Origin of the sequence: Paenibacillus hamazuiensis (assembly GCF_023276405.1) — a bacterium.
GTDB classification, from domain to species: Bacteria; Bacillota; Bacilli; order Paenibacillales; family NBRC-103111; genus Paenibacillus_AF; species Paenibacillus_AF hamazuiensis.
Map to the genome: position 1 here is coordinate 2,911,365 of NZ_JALRMO010000001.1, position 23,879 is coordinate 2,935,243.

Consider the following 23,879-nt stretch of genomic DNA (forward strand, 5'->3'; position numbering starts at 1 on the left):
TACCGCCTCCTGGCCCCAAAGTGAATCGGGCAATTGCACGCTCCTATCGTATCATCCCGGTTTTTGGGAAATCTTCGTCTATCTTGTTTTTCATCGCCAATATTCACGTATCTTGCTATAATTTATACGACTAAATTTCCAGGTGCTGGAGGTGCTCCCGTGGAACACGTTCCTTACGACCAAACTCCCCCCTGCTGGGTGAGCTATTCGAACGAACGGGATATCCGCAACAAACCGGCGATCCACCATTACCACAATGCGTTCGAGCTTGACTTTTTCGTAAAAGCGGAGCTGGATATTTTCGTGAAGGATAACAAATATACGATCCGCGACGGCGACTTCTTTTTCATCGACGAATATGAAATTCACCGCATTTTTTATCAGCCGAACCGGCCTTACGCAAGATATGTGATCAATTTCAGCAAAGATTTTATAAGGGGAGTTCTATGCGAAGCAGGTCTTGAGGAGACGTTGGAATGGATTGTGAGCGAAGGACCCCGCAAGGTTGAAACGACGCCGGAGCAAAGAAACGAGCTGCTTTCCTTATTTGCCGCGATGGCGGCGGAGTTCGGCCGATTTTCGGAATCCGGCGATCCGGTCGCGCTCGCTGCGCTCAAATGCAATTTGCTGCTTCTGCTCATCCGGTTTCGGCGGCTTGCCGGGCAGCAGCCTCCGCCGGTTCCATACAACCCGCATATCAAAGGGCTGATCCGCTACATCGACGAGCAGTATATGAATCCGATCACCCTCGAGCTGCTGGAAAAGCAGTTCGGACTGAGCAAATATTACATCAGCCATTTGTTCAAGGAAACGACGCGATTTACCGTGTTCGAATACGTGGCGAACCGGCGCATTTTGGAAGCGAAAAAGCTGCTCGAGCAAACGGACCAGCCGATCGTGCAAATCGCCCTCGGCTGCGGCTTTAACAATTTGCAGCATTTTTACCGGATGTTCGGGCGTTATGCGAAAATGTCTCCGCTGCAGTACCGCAAAACGTTCGGCGCGCTGCCGAAAACGTAAAAAATGAGATGTTATTCACGGAATGGAAGCCCATATTCCGCCAGCCGCGTAAGCATGCTCTCGTTATAGGCCGTCGACGCTGCGGTTCTCTCCCCCCAGCGCTTGCCCACGTTATCAGGCAGATGGATGCAGAACGCCGCCCCACTTGTCCCCCGGTTCATAAAGGAACTGCAGTGCGCTAAAATGGCCATTTTGAGCCGTTCGCCAAGGTTAGAGGAACCAAGGTGCGTTATTTGCTTGTTTTTCCGGCCCTCAAGCCATTTTCCGACGATTTAGCGCATCTCAGTTCCTCTACTTTTTCGAATGTGACGATTTTCCCGAGGATAGCGAACCTCAGTTCCTTTATGCTTATGAACAACTATATTTAGCGGGATAACAGTTCTTTTCTTGGTAGTTCGGTCTGCTTAGCGCTTGCCGGTTTGTGAAGTCGCACCGCACGCAGCTTCCCGTATGCGGTGTGACATCGCAGGACGGCCGTCAATCGCATGCCGCCATCAGCGCTGCATCGGCTCTTCAAGTCCAAGCCGCTCGTACTGCTCGGCGGGCGCATCGTGCTCCTGCATCAGGCGTACCAGGTGCCCGACCATCTTCGCTTCGGCCTCGGGATCGCGGACCGGCTGCCGCTGCTGCGGATCGGCATGCAGGTCGTACAGCAGCGTCCCGAAGTGATGGGCCGTATGCCGCGAGGCCGCCGGAATTTTCAGCGTGCGGACCCCCTTCGTGAACGAAAACGGTTCCGCCAGCTCCAACTGCCTCAGCTCCTCTGCGCTGAACATCGACGCCATGTGCGTCGGCATCAGTGTGTAATTGTAAAGCGGCGTATTGTCGGAGCGCGCCGGAGCGCGCATGTACACGTAGCGCCCGTCCGTGCAGTTGACGTGGCCGCCGTGCATGCCGAACAGCACGGCCTCGCGGGCGCGGTCGTCCCCCCGCAGCGTCTCGCGCAGCGGAATACCCTGCATGTCGCCGGTTGCGTCGGCGCCGAAGAAATCGAGCAGCGTCGGCGCCAGATCGATCATTTGGGTCAAGCCGCCGCACCGTTCCCCCTGCCGCCCTTCGCGCGGGTCCCACATAAAGAGCGGAGTGCGGGCAATTTCGTTGTAAAACGGCATGATGTTTTTGCCCCACCAGTCGTGCTCGCCGAGCAGGAAGCCGTGGTCGGTCGTGACGATCAGCATCGTATCCTTCCACAAATCGCATTCGTCCATCACGTCGAGGACGCGGCCCAAATAGGCGTCGCACATGCTGAGCAGCGCAGCGTACTCATACCGGCAGTGTTCGACTTCATCCCGCGTCTCCTGTACGCGCTGGTAAAGTGGCCAGTCGAAATGCTTTCCCGCGTATTCGTGTGGGTACAGCTCCTTATAGCGCTGCGGCGAAAAAAACGGCTCATGCGGGTCGAAAGCCTCGATTTGCAGCAGCCAGCGGTCTTCCTTGCCGTTCATGCGGATAAATTCGATCCCCCGCGCAAACGTTTCGGCTTGCGGATGAAGCTCCTCCTCCGCCATATATTTGCGATTGATCCAGTCCTGGCGAAACAGCTTCGCCCGGTAGCCCTGTACGTCACCGACATGGTCGGGAATGTCCGGGTCCGCCACTTCGCCTTTCCACGGATCGCCCTCCTGCCCGCGGATAAACTCCCACGTGCTGTACTGGCTGTGATACGTCGCCCCTCCGGGCTCCCAATAATGATAATGGTCGCTGACGAGATGCGAATAAACGCCGTGCTCCCCAAGAATAGCGGGCATCGAGTCGTCGAACGGCTCGAGCGGCCCCCAGCTGCGGTGCAGGAAGTTGTACCGTCCCGTCAGCAAATCGCGGCGGGCCGGCATGCAGGGCATGCTGCCCACCCAGTTGTTGTCGAAGGTGACGCTTTTGGCCGCAAGCCGGCTGAAATTCGGCGCATGCACGCCTTCGCCCCCGTAAGGGGGCAGCATATGCCGGTTGAGCGAGTCGAACATGACGATGATCGCTTTCAAGGTGTTCCTCCTCCTTCCCCTTCCTAACAACGAGGCACCGGCCCGTTCGATATGTCGGCCCGGCGCTCCGCTATCGACGCGCAGCGCTGCCCGCCGGCTCTGGATACAGCCGGCACAATGACAGGAGCCTGCTCGCCGGCCTCCATCATCCTCGCGATCAACCGCTGCCGCAGCTGCTCCGTAACCGCTTCATAGCTGTCCATGCCGATCAGGTTCGTGAGCTCATGCGGATCCGCATGAAGATCGTACAGAAACTGCTCCTCGTATCGGTCTGCACCTGCATCGTTCCAGCCGCTTCGTTCCGGAGCGTGGATAGCGTATTTCCACCGGTCCGTGCGGATCGCGCGGGCGACCTGGGATTCGCTGATCTGAACGAAAACTTCGGAGCGTCGCTCCGACTTCTCCCGCCGGATAAGCGGCATTACCGACCGGCCCTGCATATGAGCCGGCACCGGGATGTCCGCTGCGTCCAGCAAGGTCGGCGGCAGATCGATCAAGCTGACGAGCTCGCGGATTTGGCCGCCGTTCAACCAATCCGGCCCGGTCATCGCGCACGGAATTCGAATCGAGCTTTCGTGGCAGGAGCGCTTGTACTCGCTGTTCCGCGTCTTGAAATGGCAGCCGTGATCCGAGGTGAACAGCACGAGGGTCCGCTGCTGCAGGTTCAGGCTTTTCAGACAGTCCAGCAGCCTGCCCAGCGCCTCGTCGAGCCGCTTTACCATTCCACAGTAGCCGCCGAGATGCTGGGGGGCCGTCCCTCCGAGCGCCTGCAAATCCGGCGGCATCCATTTCCCCGCGTACATTTCCTCGTAGCCGTCCGGGGCCGGGTAATTGTCGGTATGGTTTTGATGATGCGGCTCCAAATAAGAAAGGAACAGGAAAAACGGATCGTCCCGGTGCCGGTCGATGTAGCGGATCGCCGCATCCGTCTGCGCGTCGACCCGGTAGCCGGGAAGCTTCACCTCCCGGTTGTCGTTGTCGTACAGCACCGTATCGTAGGCGTCCGAAGAAAATTCGAGGAGGTTTGCGGCCAACCACTCCTCATAACCGCCCCGCTCCTCCTGCGGCACCGGCTCGTGCGCGGCGAGGTGCCATTTGCCGATATAACCGGTCGCATACCCCGCATCCTTAAAATAATGCGCGAGCGTGCGGCTGCCCGGCGGCAGCGGAATGCCGTTGCGGTAGCAGCCGGACGCCGTCGCATACAGTCCGGTTTGCAGGCACGAGCGCGCCGGTCCGCACACCGGCTGGCAGGTGAAAGTGTTGAACAGATGGGTGCCGGCTCGCGCCATCCGGTCGAAATGCGGCGTAAGGCCCAGCGGGTTGCCGTGCGCGCCGGTCGTATCCCACCGCTGCTGGTCGGTAAAAAACACGATCACGTTCAGTTTTTCCGTCATGGATAACCGTCTCCCGTCATTTTTTTAGCGCGGCATAATCCTGATCCGTGTAATCCTTCTTCGGGTCCCAGTTCGGAAAGCTGAAATCGGAAGCGTCGACTTTGGCTCCGCTTTGCTTCACTTTCTCGAGGCCGTCCTTAAAGCCCTTGGCCATCTTCTCGTTATATGCCCTAAGCGCACTGTCGGGATCCTTCTCGGCTCCCATGATGATCGCCTGCAAAAGCTCGTTAAAGCTCGGCTTGATCTTCGGCTGCCCCATTCCGCCGATCTCCACCAAAACCTTCGTCGCCTCGGGGTTGCGGACCGCCGGATCCGGACGAAGACGCAGCACGTCTTTATGCAGCTTGGCGAACACTTCGTATTCGGGGTACGGATATTTCGATTTGTCCGCGTTCAGCTTCTCGATCGGCGAAAGCCCGACGCCGCTTTTCATGAAGCCTTCGTAAAACAGCTCGGAGGCGAGTCCTTCCTCGATGAACTTTCCAACCGCTTCCGGGTATTTCGTGCTTGCCGAGACCATAAAGCCGCCGTTATTCGCCAGCGTATGATGCATGATCATCGGCTCTCCGGCCGGCGTCGGCAGCGCCGCCATCCCGTACTTGGCATCCGGCGTATCCCGCTTGATCAGCCACATTCTCCATCGCCCGTCGAACAGAAACGCCGCTTTGCCTTGACCGAACAGCGCACCGGCCTCCGGATGCTTCAGGTTGTATGAGGATGGCAAAATGCTGCCGTCTTTTTTCAAATCCAAAATCAATTTGACCGAATCGGAAATCGCCTTGGAATCGTACGTGTAGGTTCCGGTCTTGTAGTTGAAGCCGCCCGATTCCAAATTGTTGATGCCCGCCGCAAAACCGGTCACGGTGTTGGTGGCGTAGCCGTTTTCCGCCAGCGCGAACACGACGCCGAAGACGTCTCCCTTGCCTTTTTCCGTGACGGTTTTGGCCATGCTCCTCAGCTCATCCCACGTTTTCGGCGGCTTATCCGGATCGAGCCCGGCATTTTTCAGCACGTCCTTGTTGTAGTACAGCAGTTGATTCAGCTGCGGCCCGAATATCGGCCACGTGTACGTTTTGCCGCCAATCACGTTGACCCCTTCGGCGAACGCCCCGTTGTAGAACTGCTTCCTCCACGCATCCGAAACGATGCCGTCGAGCGGCCGAATCCATTTCGAGGAGAGCACCTGCTGGAAGTCGATGTTTTGCGGCAGGTTGAAAATATCCGGCAAATCGTTTGATGTCACGGCCGCCTGTATCGCGGTGTTGTACTCGGCCCACGGCATGTACTTCATTTCCACGCGGATTTTGCCTTTGTTTTTCTCGTTGAACGCCTTGACCATCATCTGCCCTGGGCTCTCGTCGCCCTTCATGAAATCATGCGGCCCCCATACCCGGATCACCGCTTCTTTCTCCCCCAGCTTCCCTGCGCTTCCCGACTCGCTGCCGGGCTTTCCGTCGCCGCTTCCTCCGGTACAGCCGGCAAGCGCCGCGGATGCGAGCATGAATGCCGCCAGCGCGGAAGCCGTCGCTTTTCTGCTAGATGCCATTGGTAACTCCCCCTCAACCATCGCGTTCGCCTGCCTCGGATTTTAAGGACGCGCCCTCCGCTTTGCAGGCTGTGCCCTCATTGTAACCGCTGTCATCCGTCGCCAAAAGAATCGATTTTTTACTTTCGAGTGTCGATTTCTTACCCGAGGGCAGTTTCGTTGGTTCCTCGTCGAAATTCGCTGGGCGTCACGCCAACCTCCCTTTTGAACTGCTTGCTGAAATGCTTTTCGTCCCAATACCCCGATAAACGGGCGACCTCGGCCACATGCAGCTCCGGTCTCCCGATAAGCAGCTTTTTCGCCGCCTCCATGCGGATTTCCGTCAAATACTGCACGTACCCTTTCCCGGTTTCCTGCTTGAAAATGCGGCTGAGGTACGACGGATTGAAACCCGTCAGATCGGAAATGACGGAGATGGATAAGTCCTCCATATACTTCAGCTGTGCTTGCTCCTTCATCATCCGCACGATTTGCGCACCGCTGCGGAGCTCTTCCTGGCGGAAAGGCTCCTCCTTCGGCTTCTGGCCGTGGGAATACTCTCCCTCCTCTTCGAGTCTCTGCGCCAGCTTGCCGAGCACTCCGGAAATTTCCTGACGGTTCACCGGCTTCAGCAAATAATCGAACACGCCGTAGCGAATCGCCGTTTTCGCATAGTCGAACTCGTTATGCCCCGAAATGATCACAACCGGCTGGCGGTACCCTTCCTCCCGCATCCGGCGGAGCATTTCCAGTCCGTCCATGCCCGGCATGCATATATCGGCCACCACAACATCCACCTGACGTTCCTGCAGCGCGGCAAGGCCGTCCAGACCGTTTTCCGCCGTCCGCACGACCCTGAATTGCTCGTTTGTTTTGTGAATGATATGGACCATGCCCTCGCACATCCACGATTCGTCATCGACGACGAGCACGTTGTACATGACGCTCCCTCCTCACGCCGTCCCCATCGGGATCCCGATTTCCACCACTGTGCCTTGGCCTAACCTGCTGTTCAGATGAATTTTTCCTCTTTCTTCGTAATGCAAATGAAGCCGCTGGCGAACGTTAAGCAGTCCGATATGGTCCTTCATTCGGCGCTCCAAAAGACCGGGACGGGTTAACTGCCCGTTCAGTTCGGCGAGTCTCTCCTCCGTCATGCCGACTCCATCGTCGACAATACGGATAATGAGGTTCTCCTCACGGGAAAAAATATGGACCCAGATGTTGCCTTCTCCTATTTTGCGACTAAGCCCATGGTTGACGCAGTTTTCCACGATCGGCTGCACCGTTAGCTTGACAACATGCGCGCTCATCAGCTCATCCGGAACCTCAAGATGAAACCGGATCCGTTCGCGGAAGCGGATGCCGATAATTTTCATATAGGCGCCAACGTGCTCCAGCTCCTCGTGCAAGGTCGCATAATGGTTCGGGCTTATGCTGTATTTGAACATCGTGGCCAGGCAGCCGCTGATCACGGAGATTTCCTCCACCTCGTTAATTTCCCCGATGCAGGCGATCGTGTTCAGCGTGTTGTACAAAAAATGCGGATTGATTTGCGCCTGCAGCGCCTTCAGTTCCGCTTCCTTGTGCAGCATATCCAGCTTGTATTCCCGCAGCTTGGACAAATAAATCTCCTCGCGCATCCGTTCGAGCTCGCTCACCATGCGGTTGAACCTTTTGCCGAGGCGGCCGATTTCGTCGCGGCTCCACCGCTCCGCCGTGGTGGTAAAATTGCCGCTTTCCACCTTGCGCATGTTGTCCTCGAGCCTTTTGAGCGGACGGGTGATCACCCGCGAAAGAACAACCGACAAAATGGCGATCAGCACCGCAGCCAGCAGAAGAATGACATACAGCGTATAACGCACGTTTTGAATGCCCCCGGCGATTTCCTCGAAAGGGACGACACCGACAATTTTCCAGCCGGTCGCCGGCGAGGTAAAAAAGCTGACCATCGTTTTCACCCCGTTATACGGGAGGATAAGATGGCCGCTTTCGCTCTGTAGTCCTTCGACAAATTCGGGCAGAGCGATAAGGCCCTCGGGAAATTTGCCCCCTTGGCTGACCCGTTTCCCGTCCGGCGTCATCAGAAACACGTATCCCGTTTTGCCGAGCTGGATGTTTTGCGTCATAAAAGCGATGACGTCGGGCTGAAAATTGATCAGCAGCGTGCCTCTGTCCAGATTGCGGTTCACGTCGAAAATCCGCCCGGCATAGCTCACCACCGGCTGCCGATCGACATAATCCTGCTCCCGCGCGGGATACAGGCGAAACTGCTTGTTATTTTTGATTTCCCGATACCAGCTCTGCGAGGAAAAATCGTACTTCGTCTGCACGATCCGGTTTTCGGAGTTCGCATAGACCGCAAGACCATGATCGTTGATAATGTAAATTCCCGCGAGGAAGCTGCGCAGATTCGCGATCGACCAAAGCATTTTGCGGATTTCTCCGTAGGTTTGAATCGTAAACAGGTCGTCGCTCAGCTCCTGCAAATCCATAAAATTGATCGTCGCTTCGGCGAAGCGGACCATATTTGCCATCCGTTCCGTTTCCTGGATAAAAGAGCCGAGCCTGCTGTCCACCTGCTTGAGTATTTCCGCGGTATTGACCGCAAGCTCTTCCTCAAGAACCTTGGAAGCGCTTTTATGAAAGGCGAAAGCCGACATGAGCAGCGGAATCAGGCTGGCCAGACAAAAGGCGAGGAACAGCTTTTTGACGACGCTGGCATCCTTGAGCGCCAGAAGCAGCTTTTCTCCAAGCCTCAGCATAGCCGGACACCCGCCCCGTTATCCTTTGACCGAACCTGCAATTCCTTCCACGAAATATCGCTGGAAGAAGAGAAAAATCGCGATGATCGGCAGCAGCGAGATGCTGGCCGCCGCCGCCATCCCCGTGTAATCGATGCTGTGCTCTCCGACGAATTGATACATCCCCACTCCCAACGTACGCAGGTTTTCCTTGCCTAAAGTAAATACTAATGGAATGAGGAAGGAATTCCAAGTCCACATAAACTGCATGATGGCGGTAGTGGCGATAATCGGTTTGGACAGCGGCAGCATGATCTGCACGAAGGTGCGGAGAAACCCGCAGCCGTCCATTTCGGCCGACTCTTCAAGTTCCTTGGGCAGCCCGCGGAAATGGGTCATGAACAGCAGGATGAACAGCACGTGCGCCCCGCCGGATTCGGCCAAAATGACGCCGAGCAGCGTGTTGTTCAGGCCGATCGCATTGATGAGCGAATATACCGGAATGATCGTAAATCCTTTCGGCATAAACATCGTCGCCGTCACTGCGGAAACGAATAAGATGCGACCTTTAAACTGATAACGGCCGAGCGCGTAGCCGGTCAGCGAGCAAAGCAGGACAACCAAGGCTACCGTGGACAACGTAACGATGACCGTGTTGAAAAAATACGTCGAGAAATGAGCCGTCTTCCAGGCGCGCGCATAGTTCTCGAACTGCAGCTTTTGCGGCAGCAGCGACAACCCTCCCGTCAAGTATTCCGAATTCGTCTTGAGCGATGAGGCGACCATCCATATGAACGGATAAATCCAGACGATCCCGACTGCGATCAAGCCCGCGTGCGTTAGCGCCTTCGGCAGCCCGCGATATATTCCCTGCAGATGCATGAGCTTCTCCCCCTATGTCAATGTCCTTGCGATGACTTGCCACCGGTCATTTTGACCAATGCGCCGAGTAGCAGCGAGATGAACAGCACCGCAATGCCGTAAAAAATGCCCGCCGCCGAAGCAAACCCGACTCTCGCTTCCCCGGCGCTCGAGAAGGCGTAGCGGTAAATGTACAGATCGACCATATCCGTAGCAAAGGCCGGTCCGCCCTCGGTCATCGCCTTGACCAGATCGAAGACGTGCAGCGCGTTAACGGCCGATAGAAGCACGATGACGCTTCCCACCGGAAGAAGCAGCGGCACCGTAATGTAGCGGAACTGATGCAGGCTGTTTGCTCCGTCCACGCGGGCCGCCTCATAAATTTCCTTCGGCAGCGACTGCAGCCCGGCCAGCCAATAGATCATTTTCATCCCGAAGCTTTTCCATATTCCTACCACGATAACGATCAGCAGCGCCGTATCGATGGAGCCGATCCAGTCGACCGGCTTGTCGAGCAAGCCCAGCTTGATCAGCACCTCGTTGACAAGCCCCTTGTAGGCGCCGAAAATAAACCGCATCACCAGCCCCACCACCGCCGTAGTCGTCACGACCGGCAGAAAAAAGATCGCCCGGTAAGCGGCGGAACCTTTAAGCCATGAGGAATTGAGAACGATCGCGAGGATAAGCGCGAGCGGCACCTGCACGCAAACTAACGAGACCATAAAAACAAAGTTGTTTTTGAACGCGTTCCAAAAAACCGGGTCGTACACCGTCTCCACAAAATTGCCAAACCCGACAAATTCCTCAAGCGGCCCGTATCCGTTCCAGCGGTAAAAGCTGTAAACGTAGCTCATCGCGATCGGATAAAGCGTGAATACAAGAAACATCAAAAGCTGCGGCAAAATAAACAAATAACACCAAAACGCTTTCCGTCTTCGAAAGCTGCCCATGGAGCGGGACGCCGTTGCCGGTTTTGCGGTCTGTGCAGCATTTCCCGCTTTATTCCCCCAAGTCGCAGGATTCAACGTTCTTCACCTCCTGTTTGTCATAGCTACATTGTAACCGCTCTCAATTAAGGCCGAAAGAATCGCGTTTTTACAATGCGGTGTGTTTTTTTTACTTTAAACCGCAGTTGCCGGACAAAAAAGAAAGAAGCCTGATTTCTCAGACTTCTATTCCAGACAATGTTCCGCTATGCGTACCTTTTAGCTTTACCGATGCTCCAAGACAGCGTGCGCCTGCAATCGCTGCTTGAGCTGCGACCGGCTGAGCCGGTTCAGCCTTTTGTCCAAAATTTGGCTGAGCTTAAGCAGGACAGGGTCACGAAAGTTTCCGCACTGCTCGTATCGGTCGATTATGCATTGTTTTAAAGCTTTGATTTCCGCCATCAGCAAATACATTCGGAGCGATTCGGACAACATAACACTGCCTCCTTTGCATGATTCGCATAAATCGGCGGAGGATGCTCGATTCGGCAGCTGGCTGGCATTGTTAGCTTGAACCCCCAAAAAGCGAAGATCAACTTTGCTGCTGGAGATAATGTCTTATGGGGGTCCCTTAACGTTAGCCCCTGTAGCTTTGCGCCGCCATTTTTCAATGGCTTTGCCCTTTCGACGATTTAAGCGATAATATAATTCTACAAAAATAATAACATATTTTTACTAGTAAGCGCTATCATTTTTCTGAATTTTCGAAAATATTTTATTTACATTCGTTTCAACTTCGTCACCCTCCCGTCCGAAATCCATTCGGACACATACACATCGCCTTTGGAATCTACACAAATCCCGTGGGGCGAGCTGAACTTATCCGGCCGGAAATACGATTTCTGCAAATTCGGCCAGCCCGTCTGGCGGAAAGCTTCCGGATCTTCGCCCAAGTGGGCGATCAGCCTGTCGCCGCCGTCCAAAATCGTGACTCTGCTGTGAAGATCCGGAATATACGTTTCCCCGCCGCGGAAGTAAAAGCTGCACGGCATATCTAAATCGTCCGTGACAAACCTTTTGTGTACGCCGTCCAAGGTAAAAACCTGAATCCGGTTATTGCCGCGGTCCGCGACATAAAGCTCGGGTTCTTTCCCCCGGAGACATACGGATACGCCGTGCGGACACGACATTTGGCCCGGCTCCGATCCTTTGCCGCCCCACGATTGGATGCGTTCGCCCCGTCGGTCGTATCGGTGAACCCACGATTGTCCGTATCCGTCGGCCACGTAAATATCGCCGTTCGGCGCCACGGCGACGTCGGTCGGAACGAATCTGCGCTCCGTATCATACACTCCTTCCATTTCCGGCGTACCGATCCGCAGCACTTCTTTGCCGTCCAGCGTCGTTTTGACCACAATCCCCAGCTTTGTATCGGTCAAATATAAATAAGCTTCGTCCGCCTCCTCGTGCAGGAGACATCCGTGGGCTCCCGGAAACTCTCCCCAGCCGGACAAATAACGACCTTCGCGGTCAAATTTCATCAAAGACGGAGCCCCTGTGTGAAATAGGTACACGTTGTCCTCGGAATCGACAACTATTCCGTGGGTATAGCCGAATGACGCATGTTCCGGCAGCCGTGCCCAGCCGTTTACGACTTCATACTGAAACTCGCCTTGACCGATTTTCATTTGCATCTGACCTCCAAATTTTTATGGTTACAGCTCGACGCTTTGCTGTCTGAATTCTGACGGGGTAAGTCCGGTCACCGATTTGAAGTTGCGGCTGAAATAATGAATGCTCGTATAGCCCAGTTTCTCGGCCACCTCTTCGACCGTTTCCGCTTCAAGCAGCAGCTGCTTCGCCTTCCGTATGCGCTCGAGAACGAGGTAATGCTTGGGCGAATGTCCGACCGTTTCCCGAAACAGCGCAGCGAAATAAGTCGGATGATAGCCGCACATGCCGGCCAGCTCTTCCGTTTTCCAGCTGATGTACGGATGCTTCCGTATCGCCTCCAGGGCCGGAGCAATTTTTCTCCTGTCGGCCGAAGTCTGCAGCCCGCTGATCTGATGGCGAACGATCACGACGAGCAGTTGGGTCAACAGCGCCCGCAGCGTGGACGCGTATCCGATCTCCTCCAACCGGTATTCGCGCACCACCTGCATGAACAGCCCTTCCAGATTCGGGATCGCAAACCGGTGAGGGATGGCGATATCCCCGTATTCGTTTACTTGAACAAAATAAGCGGCTGCGGGCGTGGACAAGTCTTCGAACCGGCAATTGACGATTCCCGGAACAGGGTGTACCGGCTCCGGCGACTCCCTGTCCCAGTTAAAGTGGATGCTTGCGAACATGAACGGATCGGACTCCGACGACATCAGCCGGTGCGGACTGCCTGAGCCGTAAAAAACGCAGTCTCCGGCGGTTAGAAGAAACCGCTCGGGGCCGAGCGCAAGCTCCGCCTGTCCGGAGATGACGTACAGCAGCTGGCAGTCGGGTATGATGCGCGGTCCCCACTCCTGCCTCGGCGAAGTGCTCATGCGGTTGGCAAAATTGACGGTGGGCCTGAGCGCGGAAAGCGGCCCGACATGGACATGACTCTGCATGTTCTCAGCTCCTTTGTTCACATCCTTCCATATTATAGCAGACAATTTATGCAAAAAGCGTTGCAGCAGACAACTTGTGTGAAAAGTGCAACTTATGTTGCGAAAGCTCTAACGACAATGAACCGGATTTCCTGCTATTCTCAAATTGTAAGTCTTACCGAAACCTAACCTTCGGAAAGGATGATTGCCATGTTGACCGACGAGCAAATAAAAGAATTTGACGAGAACGGTTTTCTTAAAGGCGATGTCGTTCTCAGCGACGAAGAGGTGGAGCGTCTGCGTGAGGATCTGGATTTGGTGATTGCCGGCAAATCCGTAAAACAGCCGGTGCTTAACCGCAATTTGCTGGATGGCGGCGCCGATTACGGAATGTCCATCACAAGCCGCGAAACCGTCGTACAGATCGTGAACATATGGATGGCCAGCGACGCCTTCTTCCAACACGCCTGCAACCCGCGCATTTGCGAAGAAATCGCCCAGCTGATGCGGACCGATACGGTGCGCATATGGCACGACCAGGTGCAATATAAGCCGCCGATTACAGGGGGGCCGACGAAATGGCACCAGGACCACCCGCTCTGGCCGATTATCCAACCTGCCGATCTGGTCAGCGCCTGGGTCGCTCTGGACGACGCGACCATCGAAAACGGCTGCATGTGGATGGTGCCGGGCAGCCACAAGTGGGGCGATCAGCAAAAGTATTTGGCGAGCACGCCCGACTTCAAGCCGTACCACCAAGCGCCGCACCTGCTGCCGGAAGGCGCCGTGGTGGAAGCGGTGCCGTTCGAAATTAAAAAAGGCCAGGTCGGTTACCACCACAGCCTGACCTGGCACGGCAGCCCGCACAACCGCTCCGAGCGAAAACGCCGGGCCATCGCCGTTCATTACATGCCGGGTCACACCCGGTACGTGCCGACCGGCAAACATCCGATGGAAGCCCATGTGCACGTGCCGGCCGGCGAGATATTGCAAGGCGACGAGTTCCCGGTCACTTATCAGGCGTACCGGGTAAAGTAGTGAGGAGGTTTGATCCGATTAGGGAGGATTAGCGGATTTCCCGTCCGCTTCCTCCCTCTTGCACTCTCCCCTCACGTTTTCCCATGTTGCATTTCAGCCGTTCCCCGTTTTCGTTGCCCCTCACAAGCCGCCCCAATGCAGCTCGTTCACCCCAGTGCCTCCCGATCGTATGCCAGCACGCGGTCGCGAATTTCGCAAAAGTTGCCGGCGTTCACGTACTCCAGGATAAAAGGCACACCTTCCGTATGCCGGTGATACAGCTGCAAAAAAAGCGGCCAATTGATGTCTCCGTCGCCTACAGCCCGGCCATACGCGTCGTTCACCTTCCGGTCCTTGCCGTGGAAGTAGGCGATATGCGGAGCCAGGTAGCGGAACATATCCTCCTCCGAGCTGTTCGCGATCAGATTGGCGGGATCGAGTAGCACCCGCACCCGTTCCGAGCCGACCTGGTCAATAAAATCGGCCGTCCGCTTCGCGCTCGGCACGACGTCGAGCACGCACGGCTCCAGCGCCACGTATACGCCGTAAAGCTCCGCTTTGGCGCAAAGCCATCTGAAACTGCCAACCAACCTTTGAAAAGCGGATTCGTACGTGTCGGCCTGTACCCCGCGATTTCCCTTGATAAACCCGCATTCCGTCGCGACATATGGAATCCGGTTCGCAGCAGCGATCTGCATATGCCTCTCGAAATAGGCCAAATTGAGCTCCAGCTCATGGTCGTCGGGTTCCAGCAAATTCGTAAACACGCCGATCGAAGTCACTTCGACGCCTCGGCTCCGGTAAGTATCGACGATGCTGCTGCTCCTCTCGTCGGTTAAATCCGTTAAATCCGATCTTCCGTTATACACCCAGTAGTTGGAGTCCGTCTGGGAAAAACAAAGCTCCGTCCATTTGAACCCGTTTCCCGCCATGAGCCCCGCCGCCTCCTCATTGGTCAGCTCCCGAAAGCTCCGCGATACGACGCCGACATTCATCATACAAGCTCCCTCCCGTTATTCGGATGACCTGCCTTTTTCAACAAACGGATGCCCGCGTACGACAAACCTGTTCCCAGAGCTCCTTCCGCGATCAGAATAACGGTTTGCGAAAGGCCGGTTCCGGCCGGACCGAGTGCGGTCGCCGCCAAACGGCAGGCGAACAATAGCAGCGTCTGAGCGCCGATCACGCACAGCGCCCGGCCCCATAAGCTGCGGACATCGGGCGCTTTCATCAAATAGTGCTGCACGAACAAAACAAACGACAGCCAAGCCATGCCGAGCAGCAAAAAAGAAAAGCTGTCGATCGCCTGCCAGGACCATCGGCTTATAGAGCTGCGGACGACGATCGTTTGTTCCGCTTCCCTGAGTATGATCCAATTGAGCAGTCCGAGCACCGCGGAAACGGCGCTCAGCAAGCTGGCTGCGACAATACCGGCTATCCATTTTTTACTTGCGGAAGGTTCGGACTTCATGTCACCCGTTTCCCCCCATTTCACCGCGGATCTGCTCCAGATCGGCAAGCAGCATTCGGCGGGTGTCCTCATCCTGTACGAGGCTCGTTTTTTTTACGTAACGCGTCAGCCGGTCCAGCTTTTTCAAACAGGTCCGCAATTCCTTGTCGCCGATCCCTCTTTCCGCAGGACGCCCGCTGCCGATGCTCCCGTTCCACCCTTCGAAGCTGCGCAGCCAGCTTTCCGGCACCTTTTTCGTCGTGACGATTTCCTCCAACTGCCGGTGCTTCGTACCGATATACATTCTCATGAACTTGTTCATGATCCAGATAGAGACGATCATAAACGCAAAAATAAATATAATCGTCACGAGCAATATCAGCCATACGTTCGTCATCGCGCATAAACTCCTTGCAGATTCAGTTCCCCTGCCAAATGACAGGCGGCGTAATGGTCCTTGCCGACCTCCGCCCATTCGGGCTGCTGCTTCCTGCAGATGTCCTTCGCATATTTGCAGCGGGGATGAAAATAGCAGCCGGAAGGCGGATTCGCCGGGTTCGCCACCTCCCCTTCGAGGATGATCCGCTGGGATTTGACCCTCGGATCGGGAATCGGCTTGGCGGAAAGCAGCGCCTCCGTGTACGGATGCTTCGGATGGTTGAACAGCTCGTCAGTGCCGGCCATTTCCACCATTTTCCCGACGTACATGACGCCGACGCGGTCGGATATATGCTGGATGACGCCGAGATCGTGGGAAATGAACAAATAGCTCAAATGCAGCTGCTCCTGCAAATCCTGCAGCAGATTCAATATTTGCGCCTGGACGGACACATCGAGAGCGGAGACGGCCTCGTCGCATACGACAAACCGCGGGTTTGTCGCCAGCGCGCGGGCGATGCCGATCCGCTGCCGCTGCCCCCCGCTGAACGCGTGCGGATAACGCTCGAGATGCCTGCTGTTCAGCCCGACGAGTTCCATCAGGTGTTTCACCCGCTCGCGCAGCTCCTCTCCTTTGGCGATGCCGTTGCAGACAAGCGGCTCGCCGATGATGTTCATCACCGTCATGCGCGGGTTAAGCGACGAGTAAGGGTCCTGGAAAATAAGCTGCATATCCCGGCGGATCGCTCGCAGCTGCCTGTGATCGAGCTTGGTGATATCAACCACGCTCCCCTTGCGATCCTTGAACAGTGCCGATCCTTCGGAAGGCTCTATAGCACGAAGAATGCACCGGCCCAGCGTCGTTTTGCCGCAGCCCGACTCCCCGACAAGCCCGAACGTTTCTCCCTCCTTGATATGCAGGTGTATGTCGTCGACCGCTTTCACGTATCCGGCAGTACGCTTCAGAAACCCTTTTTTGACCGGAAAATATTTCTTCAGCGACTTCACTTCCAAAATGCGGCTACCGCTTTCCATGCAGGCTTCCCACCTCCGCCGTCTCTTGATTTTCCACCAGCACACACCGCACAAAGTGGCCTTCCTTCACTTCGACCATCGGCACGTCGTCCACATTGCAAACTCCGTCCTTGGCCATCTTGCAGCGCGAATAAAACCCGCATCCCTTCGGCAAATTCATCGGGTACGGCACCGTACCCTCGATCGAATCGAGGCGCCGGCTCATTTTCGAGAGCGTTGGGATCGAATGCAGCAGCGCCTTTGTGTACGGATGCAGCGCGCCGTGAAACAGTGTATCGACATCCGTATACTCGACGACTTTGCCGAGATACATGACGGCGACGTCGTCCGACATTTCCGCAATGACCCCCAGATCGTGGGTGATGAAAATGACGGAGGTGCCGATCTTCGCCTTCAGATCGTTGATAAGCTGGAGCACCTGGGCCTGCACCGTCACATCGAGCGCCGTTGTCGGCTCGTCGGCGATCAGAATCGACGGGTTGCACGCGAGCGCCATCGCGATCATCGCCCGCTGCCGCATGCCGCCGGACAGCTGATGAGGGTACTCGTTAAACCGCTGCTCCGGATTCGACATGCCGACCTTTTTCAGCGTCTCGATCGCCACCCGTTTCGCCTCCGCCGGATCCTCCGTATGATGCAGCAGGATCGCCTCGACGATCTGGTTCCCGATCGTATGGATCGGCGAGAACGCCTTCATCGGCTCCTGGAAAATCATGCTGATTTCCCCGCCGCGAATCGAGCGGATTTCCTTGCCCTGCGGCTCCAGGCGGGCCAAATCGACCGTCTCGGTTTGGCCGTTTTTTCTTCGGCGGAGCACGATTTCGCCTTCCACCTTGCCCGTGTTCGGGACGATTCGCAAAATCGACTGTGATGTCACGCTTTTGCCGGAACCGCTCTCCCCGACGATGCCGAGCGTCCTGCCTTCTTTGATCTTGAGGTCCACCCCGTCCACCGCCTTGAGCACGCCTTCATCGAGGTGGAAGTATGTTTTTAACCCTTTTACTTCCAAAATCACGTTGTCTTCCATAAGCGGGCAGTCCTCCTTTACTTGTACGGGTCCGCGGCATCCCGCAGGCCGTCCCCGAGAAAGTTGAACATCAGCACCGTCACCACGATGAATGCGGCCGGCCAAAGCAGCCAAGGATGGTGCGCAAGCGTCTCCAGATTTTGCGCCGACTGCAGCAGCACGCCCCAGCTGACGACGGGAGGCTGTAGCCCGAGGCCGAGAAAGCTGAGCGACGTTTCCCCGAGTATGGTCGCCGGAATCGACAGCGTGACATTGACGATGATATAGCTGGCAAATGACGGCAGCAGATGCTTTGTGATGATCCGCATGTCGCTGGCCCCGGCAAGCCGCGCCGCCATCGTAAAATCCTCTTCACGCAGCGACAGCATTTTGCCGCGAACGACGCGGGCGAGTCCCGTCCAGCCGATGATCGACATGATCAGGACCATGCCGAAGTAAATTTGCAGCGGCGTCCAGTCCTTGGGCAAGGCTGCGGCCAAGGCCATCCAGAGCGGAATCGTCGGCTTGGAGATGAGCAGGTCGATCAGACGCTGAATGATCGTGTCGGTGATTCCGCCCAAATAACCGGAAAGTCCGCCAAGCAGCAAACCCAGAATGAGCGTAAAAAAGATGCCGATCAAGCCGAACGAAAGCGATATGCGCGATCCGTACAAAATTCGCGTGAACAAATCGCGGCCGAGATCGTCGGTTCCCATCAGGAAAAGCGGCCCCTTCGGGTCCTGCAGGCCGAACAAATGCACGTTCGTTTCGAACAGTCCCCAAAATTTGTACGTGTCCCCGCGTACGAAGAAATAAATCGGGAACTTTTTCGACGTATCCTCCTGGAACGTTCTGCGAAACGTCTCTTTGTCAACCTGCATCTTGATGTCGTAAACGAAGGGACGCAAGCTGAAGCCGTTTTCTTGGTCGACAAAGCGAATTTTCGAAGGAGGTGCGTTTTTGTATTCGGTAAACCGTTCAAGCGGAAGCGTCGGGCTTAAAAATTCGCAAAACACCGCCATCAGGTAAAACGCAATCAGCACGATGCCCGCGACCATCGCCATCCGGTGTTTCTTAAACTTCCACCACATGAGCTGCCACTGCGAAGCAACTTCGTACATATCCTGCCCGGCGGTATTTCTTTCGCGTTTGCCCGCTCCCGTTTTGCTGCGGAAACCGCCGATGACTTTTTTTACGATCGCGTTCATTCCTGCACCCCTCCAAACCGGATACGCGGATCGACGACGGCCAGCAGGATGTCGGAAAGCAGCGTCCCGACCACGGTCAGCACGCTTAAGATGAGAAGAAAGCTGCCGGCCAAATACATATCCTGAAACATAAGCGCCTTCAGCAAAATCGGCCCCGTCGTCGGCATGTTGAGCACGATGGAGACGATCGCTTCGCCGGAGATGATGCCCGGAAGGGTCCAGCCGATCGTGCTGATCAGCGGATTGATCGCCATGCGCACCGGATATTTGAACAGCAACCTCCGCTCCTCCACGCCTTTCGCGCGAGCCGTAATCACGTATTGCTTTTGCAGCTCGTCAAGCAGCATGCCCCGCGTCACGCGGATCAGCCCCGCCGTCCCCGACATGCCGATGACGACGATGGGCAGCCAAATGCGCTGCAGCATGTTGACGACCTTATCCCAGCTCCACGGCGCATTCACGTACTCCGGTGAAAACAACCCTGTGATGGAAACGCCGGTATTGACGAATACCGCATAAACGAGAATGAGCGCGATCAGAAATCCGGGCACCGCAAGCCCGATGAAACCGATAAACGTGAACACGTAATCGAGGAACGAATATTGGTGGGTGGCGGAGTAAATGCCGATCGGAATCGCCACCACCCATACGAACACCAGCGTCAGCGTGGAAATCAGCATCGTCAGCCCAAGCCGCTCCCCGATGACCTCGGAAACGGGCATATTCCATTGGAAAGACCGGCCGAGATCGCCGTGCAAAAGGATGTTTTTCATCCAGATGAAATATTGCATATACGCCGGCTGATCGAGGCCGTACTGCTGCTTCAGGCTGATGATCGTGCCCGCATCGACCTTCGTTCCGGACAATTCCAGCTGCTGGATGTACGTCGTTAAAAAATCCCCCGGCGGCAGTTGAATGATGACAAAGACGATGATGCTGATGGCGATTAAAAGCGGGATCAACTGAAGCAGCCGATGTCCGATGAAATGCAACATGAGCCCATCTCCTTTTCTCCGTTTGCGCTTGGCAAAAAAATCCCAGGCAGCGGCTCGCTTCGCGCTTCCGATGCCTGAGATCTTGCCGGCCGTTCACCGTGATATCTGTACGGTCCGGCTTATTTTTTGAAGAAAAACTGCTCGCCGCTGAAATTGCCTGCGATGGCAAAACCTTTCTCCGGAATATTGCCCAGCTTCGCGTTTACGACAAGCGGTTGTTTGACGTTATCGATGTGCACGAAATACCAGACGTTTTTGTTCATTTCGCTTTTTACTTCGTCAATTGCTTTGATCGCGTCCTGAGGCGGGCTCGTGGCGACCTTGTCGATCAAATCGTAAAATTTCTTGACGTCCGCCGGCGGCTCTTCGCCTTGTTTTCCTCCGGTATCCAGCCACAGCTTCCACAATCTCCCCCAATAGTTTTGCCCCCAGTCCGCCATGTACCAAAGCGGGGTATGCGTCCAGATCATCGTCGCCTGCAGCTCGTTGGCATCGCGTCTCGAACCCCAAAGCGTCTGGTCGATCGTTTTCATCGTGACGTCAAGACCGAGTTTTTTCCAAAACTCCACGACCAGTTGAGTCAATGGCACGATATCCGGCGCTTGCGCCCCTACTTCGATCGGAATGGTGAATTTTTTGCCGTCCGGCCCTTGACGGAAGCCGTCGGGCCCCTTTTTCATGCCCATTTCGTCAAGCAGCTTATTCGCCTGATCCAGATTAAAGGTGGAATCGACGATTTTTCCCGGCTCGGCAAAGCCGTAATAAATCGTGTCGATGATTTCCTTGCGGTCCAGCGCCAGATTAAGCGCCTTTCGGAACCTGACGTCCTGCACGACTTTGCGCCAGTTCGGGTCGTTGTACGTCTGATTGATGAAGATGTCGGTCGGCGTGACGTGCATGTCGGCAAGCAGCGTCCGGTATCCGCCTTTCTTCTCGTTTTCCTTGTAGAGCGGCATTTTGATCAGGGCGGCCGATTCGCGGGAGAAATCGACCTCGCCGGCGATCGTCTTCATCGTCACGCTCTCGATATTTTGCACGAGCGTGCTCTGGATTTTGTCGATGTAGGGCAGTTGGTTGCCCTGGGAGTCGACTTTGAAATAATACGGATTTCTCTCATATTCCGTGACCGTGTCGGTGCTTTTCGTCATGACCCACGGGTACAGCGTCGGGAATCCGATCGCCTGCGGCCTCGTCAGCTCCCGGCTCGTAATGTCTTTGTCGTTGAACAGCTTCACCCACTCGCCTTCGGCATATTTGCCTTCCTTGAGAGCGGCTTCAAGCTGTTTCGGATCGGCATATTTCTTATGGAACTGCTTTAAGAAATGCGCCGGCTTCAAAATGTAATCGTTATAACCCCGCCAGCTTTCGATCGCGAGGCGAATCGGAAAACCGCCATACGGCTTGTCGAACGAAATTTGGAATGTGTACTCGTCGATCACCTTGAATTTCATCGGCGTGCCGTCCGCTTTTCCGCCTGCTTTCAGCCATGCCGGGAATACGGGGGTAAGCTCCTCGTTGAACAGCACATCCTCGATGGAAAATTTCACATCCTCCGTTGTCACCGGTTTGCCGTCCGACCATTTCAGCCCTTTTCTCATGTAAAAATCGAACTGGGTTTGCTCCGGATTTACTTTGTAATCCTTCAGCACGTTGCCGGTAATTTCTTTCCCGAGAATACCCGGCGTGTTGAGCAGCGGTTCGTTGGTCATGACGAATACGTCCGCATCCCAGCCGACGACGGAAGTGACCGTGCGCAGCGTGCCGCCGTACGTTCCGATCTCGTATTTCAGCATATCGGGCGGCATCTCGTTGGCTACTTTGACGTCAGCCGGCAAGCGGTCTTTTACCGGCGGCAAATTTTTGCCTTCGAACATCGGCGCCTGCTTGAACGTCGTCGGCACTCCTCCGGCGTTTGCTCCGGCGCCCCCTCCGGCCTGACCGGTATTCGCCGGAGCGGGGGTTTCTTTTTTGTCCGTTTGTGTGGTTTGTTTTGGCGTTTCTTTGGGCGGTTCGTTTGCCGCTCCGCCGAAACAACCGCTCAAGGTCATGGACAGCAGGAAACTTGACGCCACCATCGACAAAAACGACCTTTTCATGTAATCCCTCCTGTTTTTTCGCGTGAGTGCGATTGTATGAAAGCGCTTTATTATTCTAGTTTTAGCTTACGATGGCGAGGAAGAAAAAATTACTTAATCTGACGTATTCCCAAAAATATTAAGGAGGCTCCCACAAAAACGGAAGCAAGGTCTCCCCCTAAACAAGATGACAGAGCGTCACAATAAGATATGAAAATGTTCGAGCGGTTCACGGTTTAAACTCTGTTTAAACCGTGAATTCTTTTTACTACACAGTGCAGGTAAGTCGCCGGGATTTTGAGTGTACGACCTCGCCCCCTAAACTGACTTACCACACCCTGAGAACAAATCTTTGTCGCCACGAGCACACCCATCAAATTTCGGTCTGGGAGGGTGTTGGTAGCCTGTGTAGAAAGGATGATCTATTTGGATGCGATTCGTACTTGCTGCGCCGGCCTCGATGTTCATCAGGCCAACGTTGTTGTTTGCTTGTTAAAAGGCCCTCTTCATCAAAAGCCGACGAAAGTGATTCGGGAGTTTTCTACGGTACTCTCCGGCCTGCTCGAACTAGCCGACTGGCTCACTGAAGAAGGATGCACAGAGATCGCCATGGAAAGCACCGGCATCTTCTGGCAACCTGTTTACAATGTACTTGAAGCTTCTTGCACCATCACTCTGGCCAACGCTGCCCATATTAAAGCCATCAAAGGCCGTAAAACCGATATGAAAGATGCCCAATGGATCGCAGAACTTCATCGGTGCGATTTAATCCGCGGCAGCTTTGTGCCTCCTGTGGAAATCCGCGAATTGCGAGATTTGACGAGATACCGCAAAAAACTCGTTGGGCACGCTACCGCCGAAAGAAACCGCATCTTGAAGGTTCTCGAGATGGCTAACATTAAGCTCTCCACCTTTATGAGCGATGTTTTTGGCGTTTCCGGCCGTCTCATGCTTCAAGCTCTTGTGAATGGCGAAGTTATTGAACCCGCGCAAATCGCCGATCTTGCCAAAGCCTCTCTGCGCTCCAAGATTCCGCAACTCGTTTCTGCTCTCAATGGTCGCGTCACCAAACACCATCGTTCCATGATCGCTAGATCGCTCAAACATCTCGAATTTCTCGAACAATCCATCGCTGAGTTAGAGGCCGACATGGAAGTATACTTCGCACCGTATCAGCGGCAATTAGAGCTATTGGATAGTATTCCTGGTGTTGGCGAGCATACCGCCAAGATCATCTTGGCTGAACTGGGAACGGATATGTCTGTATTTCCCACGGAGATGCACCTATCTTCTTGGGCAGGGCTTAGTCCGGGCAATAATGAGAGTGCCGGTAAAAAAAAAGTACTACCATAACCAAAGGCGATAAAATTCTTAAGTCTGCTCTCACAGAAGCAGCCTGGGCCGCCAGCAACACGAAATCCTACTTAGGTGCAAAGTTCTGGTCCATTACAAGTCGGCGCGGGAAAAACAAGGCTGTCATTGCGATCGCCCATAAGATTCTAGTCATTGCGTACCACATCCTATTGAAGAACGAACCGTACAAAGAACTTGGTGCGGACTATTTAGAGAAACGACGAAGCATTTCCAAGGAAGAGCTAATGATTCGTAGGCTACAAAAATTAGGTTACTCGATACAAAAAGTAGACGAACTTCCCTCAACCAGTTAGGCTCTTTTAAAAAA

General features: G+C 55.0%; 21 protein-coding genes and 1 riboswitch. Of the genes, 3 read left to right on the forward strand and 18 right to left on the reverse strand.

Annotated features, from left to right (window positions below):
- The first annotated feature begins 159 nt into the window (after positions 1-159).
- Complete coding sequence (locus tag MYS68_RS38840; protein WP_248926203.1) at positions 160-1,020, forward strand: AraC family transcriptional regulator; 861 nt, start codon at positions 160-162, stop codon at positions 1,018-1,020.
- 494 nt (positions 1,021-1,514) lie between these two features.
- Here MYS68_RS38840 and MYS68_RS12755 read toward each other — a convergent pair whose 3' ends face one another.
- The 10 genes from MYS68_RS12755 to MYS68_RS12800 form a co-directional block, all read right to left on the reverse strand.
- Positions 1,515-2,999 (reverse strand): sulfatase, encoded by a 1,485-nt coding sequence (locus MYS68_RS12755; RefSeq protein ID WP_248926204.1) that lies wholly within the window; start codon positions 2,997-2,999, stop codon positions 1,515-1,517.
- Between the two features lie 23 nt (positions 3,000-3,022).
- Positions 3,023-4,396: a sulfatase family protein gene (locus tag MYS68_RS12760; RefSeq protein WP_248926205.1), complete on the reverse strand. Its 1,374-nt coding sequence runs from the start codon at positions 4,394-4,396 to the stop codon at positions 3,023-3,025.
- Between the two features lie 16 nt (positions 4,397-4,412).
- On the reverse strand, positions 4,413-5,942 hold the full coding sequence (locus tag MYS68_RS12765; protein ID WP_248926206.1) for an ABC transporter substrate-binding protein: 1,530 nt from the start codon (positions 5,940-5,942) through the stop codon (positions 4,413-4,415).
- 140 nt (positions 5,943-6,082) lie between these two features.
- Complete coding sequence (locus MYS68_RS12770) at positions 6,083-6,862, reverse strand: response regulator transcription factor (protein WP_248926207.1); 780 nt, start codon at positions 6,860-6,862, stop codon at positions 6,083-6,085.
- A 12-nt stretch (positions 6,863-6,874) separates the two neighbouring features.
- Positions 6,875-8,686 carry a sensor histidine kinase gene (locus MYS68_RS12775; protein ID WP_248926208.1) on the reverse strand — a complete coding sequence of 604 codons (1,812 nt, stop codon included), beginning with the start codon at positions 8,684-8,686 and terminating at the stop codon, positions 6,875-6,877.
- Positions 8,687-8,704: 18 nt separating this feature from the next.
- Entirely contained in the window at positions 8,705-9,547 is an 843-nt protein-coding gene (locus tag MYS68_RS12780; protein ID WP_248926209.1) for a carbohydrate ABC transporter permease, read from the reverse strand.
- A 17-nt stretch (positions 9,548-9,564) separates the two neighbouring features.
- A complete protein-coding gene (locus tag MYS68_RS12785; RefSeq protein ID WP_248926210.1) occupies positions 9,565-10,551 on the reverse strand; it encodes a carbohydrate ABC transporter permease in 987 nt (328 codons plus the stop codon).
- Between the two features lie 186 nt (positions 10,552-10,737).
- Positions 10,738-10,947, reverse strand: coding sequence for a Spo0E family sporulation regulatory protein-aspartic acid phosphatase (locus MYS68_RS12790; RefSeq protein WP_248926211.1), 210 nt, complete (start codon positions 10,945-10,947; stop codon positions 10,738-10,740).
- Positions 10,948-11,085: 138 nt separating this feature from the next.
- A riboswitch (cyclic di-GMP riboswitch) is annotated at positions 11,086-11,143 on the reverse strand.
- 88 nt (positions 11,144-11,231) lie between these two features.
- A complete protein-coding gene (locus MYS68_RS12795) occupies positions 11,232-12,140 on the reverse strand; it encodes an NHL repeat-containing protein (protein ID WP_248926212.1) in 909 nt (302 codons plus the stop codon).
- A gap of 27 nt (positions 12,141-12,167) precedes the next feature.
- On the reverse strand, positions 12,168-13,055 hold the full coding sequence (locus MYS68_RS12800) for a helix-turn-helix transcriptional regulator (protein ID WP_248926213.1): 888 nt from the start codon (positions 13,053-13,055) through the stop codon (positions 12,168-12,170).
- Positions 13,056-13,244: 189 nt separating this feature from the next.
- On the opposite strand from MYS68_RS12800, the gene MYS68_RS12805 reads away from it, so the two are divergent.
- Positions 13,245-14,072, forward strand: a complete 828-nt coding sequence (locus tag MYS68_RS12805) for a phytanoyl-CoA dioxygenase family protein (protein ID WP_248926214.1) — start codon at positions 13,245-13,247, stop codon at positions 14,070-14,072.
- Between the two features lie 146 nt (positions 14,073-14,218).
- Here MYS68_RS12805 and MYS68_RS12810 read toward each other — a convergent pair whose 3' ends face one another.
- From MYS68_RS12810 to MYS68_RS12845, 8 genes are all read right to left on the reverse strand, one after another.
- On the reverse strand, positions 14,219-15,049 hold the full coding sequence (locus MYS68_RS12810) for a sugar phosphate isomerase/epimerase family protein (protein WP_248926215.1): 831 nt from the start codon (positions 15,047-15,049) through the stop codon (positions 14,219-14,221).
- Positions 15,046-15,522: a hypothetical protein gene (locus tag MYS68_RS12815; RefSeq protein WP_248926216.1), complete on the reverse strand. Its 477-nt coding sequence runs from the start codon at positions 15,520-15,522 to the stop codon at positions 15,046-15,048. Before MYS68_RS12815 ends, MYS68_RS12810 begins: the two co-directional genes overlap by 4 nt.
- 1 nt (position 15,523) lies before the next feature.
- Entirely contained in the window at positions 15,524-15,898 is a 375-nt protein-coding gene (locus MYS68_RS12820) for a hypothetical protein (protein WP_248926217.1), read from the reverse strand.
- Positions 15,895-16,914, reverse strand: a complete 1,020-nt coding sequence (locus tag MYS68_RS12825) for an ABC transporter ATP-binding protein (protein ID WP_248926218.1) — start codon at positions 16,912-16,914, stop codon at positions 15,895-15,897. Before MYS68_RS12825 ends, MYS68_RS12820 begins: the two co-directional genes overlap by 4 nt.
- On the reverse strand, positions 16,901-17,941 hold the full coding sequence (locus MYS68_RS12830) for an ABC transporter ATP-binding protein (protein ID WP_248926219.1): 1,041 nt from the start codon (positions 17,939-17,941) through the stop codon (positions 16,901-16,903). The genes MYS68_RS12825 and MYS68_RS12830 overlap by 14 nt, the downstream gene beginning before the upstream one ends.
- Positions 17,942-17,958: 17 nt before the next feature.
- Positions 17,959-19,128, reverse strand: coding sequence for an ABC transporter permease (locus MYS68_RS12835; protein ID WP_248926220.1), 1,170 nt, complete (start codon positions 19,126-19,128; stop codon positions 17,959-17,961).
- Positions 19,125-20,123: an ABC transporter permease gene (locus tag MYS68_RS12840; protein WP_248926221.1), complete on the reverse strand. Its 999-nt coding sequence runs from the start codon at positions 20,121-20,123 to the stop codon at positions 19,125-19,127. Before MYS68_RS12840 ends, MYS68_RS12835 begins: the two co-directional genes overlap by 4 nt.
- A 119-nt stretch (positions 20,124-20,242) precedes the next feature.
- Positions 20,243-22,219: an ABC transporter substrate-binding protein gene (locus MYS68_RS12845; protein WP_248926222.1), complete on the reverse strand. Its 1,977-nt coding sequence runs from the start codon at positions 22,217-22,219 to the stop codon at positions 20,243-20,245.
- A gap of 405 nt (positions 22,220-22,624) precedes the next feature.
- Between MYS68_RS12845 and MYS68_RS12850 the strand changes: the two genes are divergently transcribed.
- Entirely contained in the window at positions 22,625-23,551 is a 927-nt protein-coding gene (locus MYS68_RS12850) for an IS110 family RNA-guided transposase (RefSeq protein ID WP_248925012.1), read from the forward strand.
- The last annotated feature ends 328 nt before the right edge of the window (positions 23,552-23,879 follow it).